This window comes from Dyadobacter sp. (assembly GCF_039919315.1).
Lineage (GTDB): Bacteria > Bacteroidota > Bacteroidia > Cytophagales > Spirosomataceae > Dyadobacter.
In genome coordinates, this window is sequence record NZ_JBDSFX010000021.1 from 150,500 (window position 1) to 164,740 (window position 14,241).

At 44.9% G+C, this 14,241-nt stretch carries 9 protein-coding genes; 1 reads left to right on the plus strand and 8 read right to left on the minus strand.

Annotated elements, in window-relative coordinates:
- Window positions 1-16: 16 nt before the first annotated feature.
- The 7 genes from ABIO93_RS06355 to ABIO93_RS06385 form a co-directional block, all read right to left on the minus strand.
- Entirely contained in the window at window positions 17-1,015 is a 999-nt protein-coding gene (locus ABIO93_RS06355) for an NAD(P)/FAD-dependent oxidoreductase (RefSeq protein WP_348065599.1), read from the minus strand.
- Window positions 1,016-1,028: 13 nt separating this feature from the next.
- Window positions 1,029-3,380 carry a hypothetical protein gene (locus ABIO93_RS06360; RefSeq protein WP_348065601.1) on the minus strand — a complete coding sequence of 784 codons (2,352 nt, stop codon included), beginning with the start codon at window positions 3,378-3,380 and terminating at the stop codon, window positions 1,029-1,031.
- Between the two features lie 38 nt (window positions 3,381-3,418).
- The gene (locus ABIO93_RS06365) at window positions 3,419-5,293 is read right to left on the minus strand and encodes a heme peroxidase family protein (RefSeq protein WP_348065603.1); all 1,875 of its coding nucleotides are present in this window, start codon (window positions 5,291-5,293) and stop codon (window positions 3,419-3,421) included.
- Window positions 5,294-5,320: 27 nt separating this feature from the next.
- The gene (locus ABIO93_RS06370) at window positions 5,321-7,894 is read right to left on the minus strand and encodes a family 16 glycoside hydrolase (RefSeq protein WP_348065605.1); all 2,574 of its coding nucleotides are present in this window, start codon (window positions 7,892-7,894) and stop codon (window positions 5,321-5,323) included.
- Between the two features lie 74 nt (window positions 7,895-7,968).
- Complete coding sequence (locus tag ABIO93_RS06375; protein WP_348065607.1) at window positions 7,969-9,246, minus strand: amidohydrolase family protein; 1,278 nt, start codon at window positions 9,244-9,246, stop codon at window positions 7,969-7,971.
- A gap of 8 nt (window positions 9,247-9,254) precedes the next feature.
- The gene (locus ABIO93_RS06380; RefSeq protein ID WP_348065609.1) at window positions 9,255-10,223 is read right to left on the minus strand and encodes a hypothetical protein; all 969 of its coding nucleotides are present in this window, start codon (window positions 10,221-10,223) and stop codon (window positions 9,255-9,257) included.
- 91 nt (window positions 10,224-10,314) lie between these two features.
- Window positions 10,315-11,712: a Dyp-type peroxidase gene (locus ABIO93_RS06385; protein ID WP_348065611.1), complete on the minus strand. Its 1,398-nt coding sequence runs from the start codon at window positions 11,710-11,712 to the stop codon at window positions 10,315-10,317.
- Between the two features lie 327 nt (window positions 11,713-12,039).
- Between ABIO93_RS06385 and ABIO93_RS06390 the strand changes: the two genes are divergently transcribed.
- Window positions 12,040-13,908 (plus strand): sensor histidine kinase, encoded by a 1,869-nt coding sequence (locus ABIO93_RS06390; RefSeq protein ID WP_348065613.1) that lies wholly within the window; start codon window positions 12,040-12,042, stop codon window positions 13,906-13,908.
- On the opposite strand, the gene ABIO93_RS06395 is transcribed toward ABIO93_RS06390, so the two are convergent.
- Window positions 13,898-14,218: a hypothetical protein gene (locus ABIO93_RS06395; protein ID WP_348065615.1), complete on the minus strand. Its 321-nt coding sequence runs from the start codon at window positions 14,216-14,218 to the stop codon at window positions 13,898-13,900. The two genes, ABIO93_RS06390 and ABIO93_RS06395, sit on opposite strands and share 11 nt — an antisense overlap.
- Window positions 14,219-14,241: the final 23 nt, after the last annotated feature.

Sequence of the window (14,241 nt, forward strand, 5' to 3'; positions counted from 1 at the left end):
TCGAAAATAATGGAGTTTAAATTTGGAATCCTTTCTCTGCGTAGATGCTTTTCATCTTCGCCAGATCTTTCAAAAACCAGTCATTCATCCAGTTGTTGTAATAGGAATGAAGTTCACTGATGTCGGATTTTAAAAGCTTTAATTGCCCAAGCAAATAGCCACACATCATACCGCTCATGATGGCTTTTAGCACACCTTTTGATGATAGTGGGTCAAGTGTAAATGCAGCATCGCCGATCAAAAAGTAGTTGTTGTGGGAAACGTTTTCGGCAATGCGCCAGGTAACATTTGCTGCATTAGGTGTTCCGGTTGGTTTTAAGTTTTGCAGGCATTCCGGCAGCCAGTTTTTAGCAATTTTGTGGTTGAGTGGATAAAGTCGGTTCCAGTTTACGAGCTTCTCAGAGATCCTGGAAACCCATAACCAGCCATTGGTATCCCAGATAATCCGGGGCGTTGGAAAGGAGCTGGAATCTTCGGTTTCCACGTATCCATAATGCACGAATAATGGGGGTGAAAAATTTTGGTACCTGATGTTCAATTTTTTTGGAAGCACTGCATTTCTCCCCGAAGCATCAATGAAAAAGCTGGCGTTGAAGTTTCGGGAATCAGTAATGACCGTAGCAATGCCCGCAGAGTCTAGCACAACATCGATTAACTTGGTGCCGGGATAGAATTTCGCGCCCAACGTAATTGCCTTATTCAGTAAAAGCTGGTCGAAAGTCTCCCGAGGAAATTGAAACCCTTCCCAATCGCCTTCACTATGGTATAAATCCAGCTTAGCTGAGTCCTGGAATTCGGTTATAATTCCCGAATGTCTCAGGAAGGAATGCTCTTCAATTTCTTCCCAAACCCCCAATTCCTTCAAAAGCGGCTCGATTCCAGGGTGCAATGTTTCCCCAGGAGCTGATCTGGGGAAATGCTGCTTATCCAATATGGTAACCTCAATACCGGCTTTCAAAAGTTGAATTGCGCAGGAGGTACCGGCCGGGCCGGCACCAATGATCAATGCATTCATTTCTTGCTGCGGATCAAGGTCTGATTGGTATTGCCGACCTTCTCACCGCCTGAAAATTGAGCTGCGAATTCTCTCTGAAAAAAATAAAAGTTTCGGAAATCTGACACGTATACGATTCTTTTACCGCCCTTTTTCTACGCAAAACTTCATCTGTAAGCAGCTCATTACCTTCAAGTGCCGCAAATTGAAAGATAAAGCCGGTTCCTGTTAGACGAACGTCAACCTTTTCCGGGGCTTGATCCCAATCCGGTATTTTTTCTGCGGAAACTAACCGCATTTCCCGAGAATCGGGTACACTACCTGTACCGGGTAAGATAAAAATGCAATTTCTCAAGACAGTCATCCGATCGATCCATTCGCTGGCGCCAACCATGCATAACTGCTTCACGGATATCGTTCCTTTCAAGGCGTTTGCCGTGTAGTCGGACCTTTCGATGTTTGTGTAATTCACAAATCTAAACGGTCCCTCAAAAAAGGGCCCCTGCTCGCCATCCCAGCCAGTTGAAACTTCTCTAGCTCCTGAAATGACTAACGGGTGTTCTTGATGATAGCCCAATTCAGAATTCATCATCGGAAAAGCGGTTGCAATGGCGCCGCGGATTTTGTCATCAATAAAAGTTTGGGAAGCATCCGGCGCTACTGCCGGCCAAAATGAATTTAGAGCTGCGCAAAGCTTCGCGTCTTCCGGGAATGGACTTCCCAGTCCGCTGGAACTTAAAAATGTTTTATTCAACCCCCTGTCGAAGACAAGAGACACATCCCAGCCTGGCGCAAACACCCCACTGGCCGCATCAGTTAGAAAGCTAACCTGGTTATGGTCTTTTACAACAATTGGATTGGAATGGCTGAAAACAGACATACTTACGATCGCCACGGTTGTTTGATTTTGCCGGTTACTAGGGAATGCTGCTGCCGCTGAGTCGGGTAATTGAATGAATGGATTGATGTGTAACCTCTCGCCGAAAAGCGGTTCCGGAGCTCCGAGCGCAAAATGCTCCCTCGAAGTGAGGTTATTTTCAGTTAGCCAGTTGACAATTTCGAGCTGGTCACATAACGGGAAAAAGTCCGGCGCCGTTACAAGCGAATAAGCAGGTAGAATTTGACCGGTTAGAGGATTTGGTCCATCAAATTGGGGAACAATGCAGCCGTCGCAAGTTTTGTCTGTGAACAGGACGGCATTATATCCGCCATTTTTGACTTTTCTCAAAAACGCGTCGTGTTGCGCGGCTGAAAATTGATCGGAGACATTTTCGACTTCCCCATTATCTTTAAGCTGGAAACGGATATTCAAGTATTCAGGCCCCAATCTCACCTCCCCGTTGTCCAGTGTAGGTATTTGAAAGGAAGTTGAAAACCGGTTTCTGTTACCGGCTGCGGGAACATTGAAACTGACTTTTCTTCCATTTTGCTCGGCAACCTGAACCAGAGACTCTTCATGCTCCGACACCAGAATGGCTGAGGAACCGATAGGTTCCAGGCGGACTAAATTTCCGCCGGATTTAGAATTGGTGATGAATGGAGCCTGATTGATGTTGAAACCACTTCCCTGTATATCTATCGCCTGAAATGCCCGTCTTAATTTCTCAGAAAGGTGGTTTTCGGCAAATTCGAATGCTGGAATGGTCAGGTCCCTGACACAGTCGTCTCCGCTGAAAATTTTATGAATAGGAAATATGTAATCCCTGTTATCATTGGGGTTACGCAATACATCCTCCCGGCGTGTTGCAAGTCTTTTTTCCGCTATGAACAAACCATATCTCGCAGGCAGAACAGGAATGGTATCATCTCCATTTTCGGGAAGCGTCCAAAAGCTTCGTCGCGCCGGCACATACACGGGACCAGCCGTTCCCACGCGGGAAACACCTGTTCTGGAATAAACAAAATCGGCATATCTCTCGTTGACACTCCTTATTCCTGTCCGGTACTGATAGGCGAAAACAGCAATCGACAGGTTGGCAGGCTGGAAATTAGCTTCAAAAAAGGCCTTATCGCGAACAGCAACCCCGGACGCTCCATGATGAGTGGAAAAAATGAAGTTCTCCAAAACATCCAGTTCAGCGAGTGTCGGATAGGCGTCCTGGTTTTCTACCATCGAATTCCCAGGCCCGGGATGCACATTCGGGCTGGAAAATGCGTGAAAAAGAAGGCTTTTGCACGGAATATAAGGTTCAACTGCCCGGCGACCAGATGAGATAAAATCCTCGAATCCAGATATGTTGCGATCAATTGTTGCTGAAATATCCTTATAAATCTCCGCTTCCAGGTTTGGAGCTTCAATATTAAGGCCGTGCCTTTTCAAAAGCGCCGTCCATCCGAACGGCGCCAGTCGCTGGCAGATTTCTGAAAGTTGTGTTAGGGATGACATTGTTCACAAAGTTGTGATTGGAAATTACTTTCTTTTTTCTATTGAACAATTTGAATATCAGTGATATTTGCGACGACGTCGCTACCAACAAAAACCTCAATCAAACTGTATTGGTCCGTCGTATTAAGATTTTCTTCAAATCTTATTTCCTGAATATCTCCTTCGAATTCTGCATCAACTTTGACAATTTCCAATTGCAGAATGGACGGATTTATTCCTTGTGGAATGCGTTTTTGAAGTATAGCCACCTTTATTTCGTGGTGCATTTTTATCTTGGCAGTTACGCTCAAAGTACCACCCGCCGTAGGTTGAATCGGTTGTAGATTGATTGTGGCACGCCAGTCAAATGCGTCACCAATCGGGTTTATTTCGTCCACGAACCTGATCAGATCTGCCAGCGTAAAGCTTCCTGATCCTGGTGCTCCCAGCGTTGGGGCCCATTCCGGTTTGCGGGCAAGAAAGGAGCTGGAATCTGCTTCAAGCAATCCAATAAACACCTCAGCAAGAATTCGGCTTCCTACCTGGCCGAGCCGCTCACTGTTTCCTTGGATTTCGGCCTCTTTCAGAATATAATACCAAAGTGGTGTTTCTAAATGTAAATCATGAGCTGCGGCTACTTCGCCATCTGGGCCGGTAGCTATTTGCTCAGGTGTCAATGGCGTGAAGCCCATAAGCCTCGCAATACTCTGACCAGGAGGTAATCCCATGCTGCTGCCGCGTTTGAGGTTCCTGACGGCAAGGCTTCCTAATTCCGGAATCTGATGCAATTGCGGAATAATCAATGGATTAATCCCGCGGCTGAATTCTGGTCGTATCTGAGGGTCGATTTCCAAAAACTGCCTCCAGTCGATGATCCAGTCGCTGGGTATAGGTACACTGTTTTCCGGATCAGGTGTTGACAATCCGCTAAATCGAAACAACAGCGCCAATGTTGCCGGTGTAACTGCCCCAGCTCCAAAACCAAAAACACGGTTGTAATTATATGCTTCCCTCACCATGCTATGCCCAAAGCGGTAAGCTGCGACTGAGAATTCCACGGGAATGAAAGGCTGACCATTGCCGACGTTGTAATACTTTCGTCCATTTGTAAGAACCTCACTCAGTTGCTCCGGATCCGAAATCCGGGGAAGAAAGTCATGCAAAACAATCCACTGGTAATGCCAGATCACCAGATCTCGGGCTTCCTCAAATGTTGATTTACGCAATGGCGACTCTCGGGGAATCGACCTGTCCAATAGCCCTTCTGCAACTTTATTGTGGAATTTGAGAAATGCCAGATGTAATTGCGCTACCACCAGATTCTCATCATTTCTGGGATCACCTATCAGTGCGAAGCCTTCCGAATTTCGGGGAAGATCGTTTGGCTGACTGACGGGAACCGTGCCGTCGCCACGGGGCGTCGTGCTGCTTGTATTCCCTATTAGGAACAAACCATTATTAGTCCTTTGATAGAGATAGGGGTTGGCTACCGGCCCTGAGCCATAGATGGAGTCAAGATCAAGCATAGGTGTCCGGAAATTGGTAACCGCCAGGGGATCAACCAATATTTCCTGTAGTGTGGTGGTGTCCAGTGTAATGTCATGATCTACAAACTGCCCAAAATAAGTGTATCCTGCCGGGAGTGCTGGATTGTCTCCGGCAGGGTTAGCCACCGGCCCGTTCTCATCAATAGTAACACTGTCAATCATGGCAGCACCCAGGGCTTCAAGACTTGGCGCAGGTGGAACCAAGGGTTTCAGCAAGGGAAACAGCCTCCCGAATTTGCCGGTTTGGGAAAATTGTCCTTGTGGCTGGTATTCTTCTGTACGCGTGCCAAATCCATGGCCCCTGGTAATACGTCGCTCATTGTCTTTAATAGGGACCCCTGTCGATTTTTTGTTTGGGTCCTTCACATCTTGTGCCGGATTGCTCATATGTTTAATTTTTATAGGTTAAAGAATTTATTTGATATGTAATTTCCTGAACTGCACCCGGCCAGTATGGAACTGAAATCCAAGGAAGCCCTTAGTTCGTTTCGAGGTGGGTAAAGTTGCTTTATTGACCAATTTCCCATTCAGCAGCACAGTTATCTCGCTTCCGATGACTGAGATCTGATACAAGTTCCAGTATCTTTCTGTCGTTAACGGACCATCAGGTGCGAGTACAGTCGACGCCCACTGACGTGCCGGAGATATGCCATAAATAGCCCCTGTTTTATATTTTGAATCACCAAAAATCGATTGCGGGCTTCTGTCCTTTTTAAAATTTTTCCCTAAGTCATCGATTTGCACCTCAATGGCACTTTCATAAAATGCGTCAAATTGGGCCTGGTCGTTAAAATTGACTGTCGACGGGTCTGGCATTCGCAGCAATATGCCGGAATTGGGGAATGCCGGGGTACGGAATGCTTTCCATTCGACGGAAAGCTCGAAGTCTCCAAGCTCTTCCGGCAGGTAATAAATCCCGATTCCCTGATCAGGGTTTGTTTCGATAATATCGGAACCGAGCAAACGGATACCATTATACGGAGCTGTTTTCCACCCTCGGTTTGGGTTAAGGGATTCAGCCCGGAAACCGGTTAAGTCTGATGCAGAAGGCGAAAAAGTACCATGGCGTGATACGATATCGTCAGCAACTTTGCGGGCCAGGCATAACCCTGTCAGAACCGGGTTCGCGGACCCGACAGTTGTAAATAATGCCTGATCTGCACAATAGGCATTAGTAACATGGTGAAAATGTCCGTTCACGTCTGTGACTGAATTATTCGGATCGTCGCCGATCCACAGCGTGCCTGAGTCGTGGTAGGTCGTGCCAACACCTTGCTTGGCTTGAATATCCAGGTCCAGAGGAACCTGGCCACCATCCAAGGCCTTGGCAATGGCTATCGCAGTACGTTCAATATCATTCCAAATAGCATCGTTGGTATGGCTACTATCAGGTTGTTTGAATTGCACCCACGCCCTGCGATGATTAAATTCCGAATCAAAGTCTGCATCTCCGGCTAGATCTATATAGTCAAAACCCGGATCTTTAAAAGGCGCATTTCTACCACCAATTACTTCCCCGCTTGCCCTCAAAACAAAGCGGACGGTTTTTTCGTCGAATCCATCGGCAATTTTCGTTTGGATTTCGAGATCCGGAATCATCCTGTAAAGGTTCGCATCAGGCCCGAATTTGTTTACTGCGGCATATAATTGGTATTGGTATGTGCCATGTTCGCCTTTACATTGAATGTGTAAAGATGCCTGTTGCAAAACGTCGGCCAAACGTCTGGTGGGCCACACCCTGGACACAAAGTCAGCGAATTTAGCCCGGTCAATTTTAAAGGCGATTTCTCTGCGGAGGTGAAACATAAAATTACGTCCCATCAGCTCGTCGCCTTTTTCTTTGAGCAATGACGATTCCAGAGAGAACGATTCCACGGCCAGCCTTGTCGATTCAATACAACTCATGGCAAGGACCACTTGACAAAACGGGCTAATGGGTAAGGATTTAAATTCTCCATCCACCTTAACGACTATTTTACTCACCAATCTGGTTCCAATGGAGCTTTCTCCGGACGGGGCACACTCTAATCTAACAACATGGGCATTAGGTACAAGGCTCATTCTCAAATCGGTGATATTCGGGTCCCTGTGGTCATCCCTGGTAGCGCTGATAAGCGCAGGAACACTGGAATATTTATCAAGAGAAAAAAGCCCGGAAATAAATGATTGAGTCTGTATTGCCAGAGGAGCAGGTAAAATTTCGGTAATCTCATTGCTGATTTGCGCTTTATCGGAGCTAAGGAAGAACTGTAAGGTCTCATTCAAGCCTGCTTGAATTTTGTCAGCACCCAATAAACCTGCTTTATCCTTCAATACGCTTTCTTTTACCAGGTCAACAGGGTCGAAAATAAAATCATCCTGTGGGTTTACGCCAATCTCGTATTCGAGGGCTTCATATGCGGTCAACGGATCACCCTTTTCAAAAAACTTATTAGCCGTCTCGTGACTAATGGGTCTTTTCCCAACAGGGTTTTCCGTGTTTACTTTCGTTAAATAATCCTGAATTTCTATCGGCCAGTTTCGTAGATCGTCAGATTGTAGGCGCGGGCACCAGCCACCCCAAAAAACACTTTTACCTCCGACACAATAGGCCTGCCCAACGAAATTCTGATTGCTTCGCCAGCCGACCCCCCAGACTAAATTACGGATTCCGGGATTTTGTCCGGAACTAACATTGATTTCCGAAGGGCCGTTTAGACCAAGATCAGGAATGTTCTGCCCATGTTCAGGGACCAAAAAGGGGCCTGCTTCAAGCACAAGAACTCTCAGGGCTCTTCCATTGAATTTTTCTTTGCTCAAACTGTAAATTTTGGAAGCACAGTAACCGCCATACATGCCGGAGCCCAAAACAACCACATCAATATTCTCTGGATTCGCCGTAGCCTCCTGCCAGGTGCTACAAACGAAACGGGGCAGTACATCAAGCCCAAACGTTGTTTGCTGGACATCAACAGTATCATTGGTAGGCGTAAGACGAGGAAGTGCCATAGTCATGGAGTGATTTAGAAGTGAAATAATAAGCGGATGCAGTTGAGAAGCAGTCTGGGTTTTTACGTCAGCAATCAGGGATAGTACTTACTGGCTAAAAACGATTCCACATTTTTTGAAGCCATAATCTCCCAGGCATTTGAATTTCCAACTACTTGTTTCAGAGCGGCTTTTTTGAAAGTGGTATAATCATCTTTTTCCGGAAGCAGTCGCTCGGTCAGGAAGAAATCAGTGCCGAACATCATGCGGTCTTTCAGGATAGGATCTGTTAAATCCTTAAAGAATGCCGGATGCGTTTTCGGATTACCTACGGTGAATGAAATGTCAGTATAAAGGCTTTTAGGATATTGACGAATCAGGTCCTTAATTTGAGCACACCAGTTTTTTTGCTCCGTGCCAAAAAGTTTTCCTGACGGTTTCTCTCCGGCTTCATCCAGCACATGGTTGTCACCTCCATAATGCGCCAGACAAATTTTTAAAGGGTTTTCTTTTTCCTTGAAATATTCCAGGATAGACCGGTAGCTAGCAGGTTCAAGAAAGTAGGAGCAAGTGTTAAGGTTCCGGTTATTGTCATTCTGTCCAAAAATCCATTTGAGAGGGTTAAAAGATTGATCGGGCGATGGTGGAGTCGATTTGCTTCCAAATGTTTTAGAATACCTTTTGCCAGAATAGATATCAATAGGGTCCAGACTCTCATTGACAAATTCAGTTTCGTTATTGTAAATTCCCCCCAGGTAACTGCAATGACTTAAAACCGGGACACCGTTTTCCGCGGCCCATTCAAATGTCTCTTTCAGTTTTTCGTCAAAAACGTAAAAACCAAGGCTCGGATAGATTTTCAGACCCACGAATGGATATTCGGAGCGTTCTTCACTCACCCTGACTTTCGTTTCAAAGTACTGCTCAACAGTTTCTTTCAAGTCTTTTCCTGTCGTTTTCCAGCGGGGGTCGATGCCAAGGAAAACCAGCAGATTGTCGGGGTTTTCCCTTTTGATCTCGATGATACCTTCCAGCTGACCCTCGTACCCGGTTTCTGACGGTCCTGCGCCGCATTTTTCCATGTACATCGTCAGCGCCACGATTTTCAGGTGTGGGTCGTCGTATTGGGTTTTGAGGTTCTCAAAAATTTCGCGTTGATTTCTGCTTTTCCCAACCTGCAAAAAACTGGCATATCTCCTCCCGAAATTCCCTCCGAATCGCGACAAAATGGCCTGGAACATGGCCGATCCGGTGTCAGTATTAGTAAGTCGATCTACCAGGGATGCGGCAAAATCCGGAAGGAACAGATTGAGGAATCTTTTTGGCGCATTCCTGATATTAAATATATGGCTATGGACATTGTAGAACTGCATGGCCTGAGCTAGGGTTTAGAGGTCACTTTTTTCAAAAGATCAAACCAGAAAGGTGCGCCAAAACTGGCGGCAAAGCCTGAAATAAGAATGCCCAGGAATTTAAGTGCGCCCTCCCACCAATTGGATTTCACGCGCTGCTGGAATGTCTTGTCTTTGAATACACTATGTTGAAAACCGACGGGTAATTTGGTTTCCTTAACTAGACTGTCCAGGGTGCTTGCCAGGCGAGGTGATTTCTTATTTAAAGTCGTATCACTTCCCCAGTTTGGATGTTCTTTATAAAACCGGGTTACCTCTGCCGCTGCCGTAGGATTATTATCGTAAAAAGTGAATAATTGGAGGCTGTCCACATTAATAAAAATGGCCAGGATCACTCCCAGATAGAATAGTGTTTCCCTGGTTTTCTTTTTATACCAAAGAGTGAGCCTTTGCGTAAATTCAGTAAACCAATTTTCGAAAAATCCGACGAGATAATTGTTGATTTCGGCCTCGTTGCTATTTCCATTAATATCTTTCGAGGCTTTCAACTCAGCGCAATTAATGGCCTGTCTGAAAAGTGAAACAACGTCACTTGCATTGAGTAGGAGTATCCCATATTTAAAACTACGCAAGAGCGAAGACTGATAAGCGACAGGTGGCCCTTCGAATGAATTGATTCCGCTTTGCACCAAATGTGAACTCCCGACAACTTCAATAAGTGTTTCTGCGAACAGCTTTGGTGATATATCATTGGAAGGCTTCTTTGGATCACGACTCAGTAAGTCAATTGTTCCATGAGAATAAATCCTATCCGCCCAATTAATGCCATTCACATGGTCCATTAATTGCTGATAGAGATATTCTTTCATAAACCGCCCCCGCTCCGCCTTGATCTGCACCCAGGCTTCGAGGATATAGCTACAAAATAAGGCATACAAAGCCCAGCTGATTACGATGGCTATTGCGGTGGCGAGGATAGGGATGTCGGGGAGGTTCATTGGGGAAGAGTTTTACATTACTGTATCCAGCCGAAGCCGGGATTCATTACAACTAAGAAATGTTTAGTTATCGGATAACTAATTTCCTTTTCTAAGTGGTTTTTATGGCCAACCCCCTCAAAAACCCAATGCTAGGCGTAAAAAAATACTCCCCGCCTTTGTTTTTTACAAATCCGTGAAATGAAAATGGATTGGATTGTGCAGGTTGGTCCCATTGTTTCGGTAAAGTTTTGGGAGGATTTGTTCCCCGGCCGATTAAACTGTCCTGCCCGTCAACAACATGACCGGCAATATTTCCCTCATTAGCCCAGAAACCTTGCATAATTTCGAATTGGGTTTTAATACTGCTTTGATAGCACATGAACAATAGTCCAACTCCCTCTTTGGGCTGGTTACCGTCCAATAGATCATCCGAAATTGTGGTTATTCTGTCTTCGGGAATTCTTTGAACGTCGTCGTATGGTATTCCCCGCCTTGTAATTCTTTGGGCAGAGACATCTCCTGCAATGGTATCGCCGTTTCGTGGATTCATTAACCTAATGTGTGAATGAAACGGGCATTTCAAAGCAGACAAATCACTACTATAGTCGAAATCGTTCGTAACACTGAAAGGATTTGGATTTAATTCAATACTGCTTTGAACGGTCGGCGTGCCGTTCTCAAATCTTCCTACAATCATCGCTCCGGCCAATTCCTGATTGGGTTTTCCATCAACAGCTTTAACAGTAGGAAGATTAGAGGGAATTGGTGGGTTGTCGCCCTCTGCATCTTTGAAAGCTTTAACATTTTGTTCCAATTTCCTAAACACAAGGTAGCTGCCAAAATGATGTGGCTCTTCTTTATCGCTTACCAATAAACGGGCGGTATCTGTTTCATCATTCCATTGATCAGTACTAGGTTGACTTGCGATATCGCCTGCGAGGTAAAGCGGCTGACTTATTCCATCTGCATAACCGAAATGCTCAATACCGCTACCGCCCTTCATTTTCAATACATTCCCTCTTTGATTCGCTAATAGAGTTGCGAATCCGGCTGTTTGCGAGATGATGTTTGCCGCTAACGTTTTTGCGTTTTTACTATCATCATCAGCTACAAGAACCATCATGTCTACCGGACCACCAAATGCTTCATCCCATAGCGCAGTATCATCTCCAAGCAGTCCCGCACTCGATTTCATTCCTTTATCAAAACTGGTATCGCCAGGCTTTAAATCTGTAAGTCCTAATCTGTCATATCCGGTCGATGATAACGATAAGGTAAAGATTGGGCCCCCATCTGTAATTTTTCCGGATTTGAATTGTTCGGTGGCGGTGAGTTGATTTTTGGCGCTAGTCCAGGCGAAGGAGCCTATCCATTTTTTTGCTTTTAAAGCTTGGCCTTTTGTAAATTGAAAGAAAAGGTGATGAGCGAAGTCTCTGCCATGTCCTTTCAGAATATTAGCTTGGATATTGTCTAAAATTGGATCGGTTAATTGAATATTAGTTGGCATTTCGGATAGGGTTTTACATTGCCTACTTTAAATCCTGTTTTCGGCGGCTCAGGTTAATACTTGTATATAGTGGTTGTCCAAAAAGTCCTGGCTTTCCACCAGATGGTCAATACTGAAATTTCATTATTTATGCCTACCAGAAAACTTCTCGAAAAGTTATTTTATGCTCAATAGAGGCAAGCCAAATGCATTTTCAACGAATCAAAGTTCGTCATGAATTGGGCGGAAGTAAATACTGGATTATGACGATTTAGTATCCTATAATTTGGGGATATTTTACTTGAAAATAGCTGCCGGTTATGTATATTCGTCAAATTCCCCTCTTCCATGAAAAAGTGGCTTATCCTGTTTTATCTGCTTGCACATGCAGGCGGTTCTGAATCAGCAGATCTCCACGATCTGAAAATGCAGTTGGACAATGTTCGGAAACTACCCCAGGGATATAGTCAGGATACACTGAGATTTGGGATACTCAGGAATATTATGAGATACTATGCGGATAACAACCTGGATTCTGCATTTCATTACAAGGATCTAATCATTAAGCATTGTAAGGCAAAAGGTCTGGAAAATGAAATTATTTATGCTTATTACTATACAGGCATTTTGTATCAGATCAAAAGTGAGTTTTATCAAAGTGTCCGATTTTACCATAAAGCACTGTCTCTTGCAAAGGAGCGGAAGCAGTATAATGCGGTCGCATCTGCATATGCCGGATTAGCGCATACCTATAGTCGCCTAGACCAAAACTACAGGGCATTAATTAACTGCAAACGGGGGTTGAGTATGTTAAACCGCCTTCCTGATTCGACTTCCTATTCCGAGCGCCTGGCACTTCTCAATGTTCAGGGCGTGATATACCGAAAGCTGGATCAATTCGATGACGCGTTAAAAGTTAATATAGCCATGTACAATCTTTCGCGTGCGAAGCCATATGATCCGTGGTACGAGGCACACGGTTTGCATGCGATTGGCTTGGTTTATAAAGAATTGGGTGATTTGCCGAGGGCAATGGATTATCATAAAAAAGCACTGAGGATAGCTGCGCAAGCGCGTAGTGTAGAGCTGGAAGGAAATATTTTAATCAACATTGCAGATCTGTGTTTGCGAAGCAAGCGGTGGAGCCAGGCATTAAATTATATTAATCGCGCAAGGCGTCTGGCCTTAGGTGTCCAGAATAGCGGAATTGTCACCGAGTCTTACGAAAAATCTTACACTCTTTTTAAGGCCACAAATCGGCCAGATATGGCTTTAAGTGCGTATGAGAAATTCGTTTCGCTAAGAGATAGCCTGCTGCAGGAAAAGAACCAGCAGCGTATCGATGATCTGGAGGAAAAATATGCTAATATCGAGAAGGTTAACCTGTGGCGGCAGCGATATAGATTAATGATTGAAAAAGCTTATAGTCAACATCTTGAACAAACCCGCAACTATCTGTTTTTCGGAATCACGGTTATTTTACTGATTGCTTGTCTGCTCGTTTGGAATAATCGGAAATTGCAAGGCAAGAATCGCGAGCTCCGACGTAAAAATGAGGAAATAAAGAAGGCACTTTTCAAAGGACAAACCATTGAACGCAAACGTGTCGCTCTGGAATTGCACGACAATTTGGGCAGTTTGTTGAGTGCTGTCAATATGAGCGTACAATCCATGAACCCGCAAAATCTAACCGTTCCGGAACAATCGGTATACCAAAATGTTAGGCATCTGATAAAGAATGCCTACGCAGAAGTGCGCAACATTTCACATAATATACTTCCTGCCGAATTGGAAAAGGAGGGGCTTTGCGAAGCATTGGAAAAGCTAGTAGAACGGTTGAATCAGAATTTACCGATAAAATTTACCTTGAACATCATCGATTTGGTTGATCGCCTTCCCGTTGAGATCGAATATAACCTATATAGCATCATCTTGGAGCTAGTTAATAATGCTGCCAAACATGCAAAAGCGGACTCAATTGTTATCCAACTGGTCAGGTCGGACTGGGGTGTAGATCTTTCTGTGACAGACGATGGAATCGGCTTACAGAGGTTGGGTCAAAAGCGCGGCGTCGGACTTCAAAACGTCAATACCCGCCTAGAATCGCTCGGGGGAACAATTCATGCTCGTCAGGGGGCTCCTTCGGGTACCCGAATAGATGTAAAGATCCCCATCGAAACCGCTCGCTTCGAAGGGGATACCGGTACTACGGTTTGACAGGATCCATGGGTGGCTTATGCAACTGGGAGAAATCCGAGATGGGCCCATTATCTGCATCCTTAAAGGCGAATCCGTCCCGGAAGACATGAACCAGGTACCAAGGTTCATTGAGTGCCGCTACCATTTTTATGTTTTGGCCGCCGTTAGGTCCCGGACCGACTATCTCCAAAGTATCCAGAGGTGTGTCAAAACGTAAAATTTTATTATTGGGATTTACCGTGCTATCAATAATGGTGAGTTCGGTTGTAGTGCCGTTTTGTACAATTTTTGCTTCACACTCTAAATGCAAATACCTGTATTCTTCCATAATAAGAGGGATTAAATGAATAG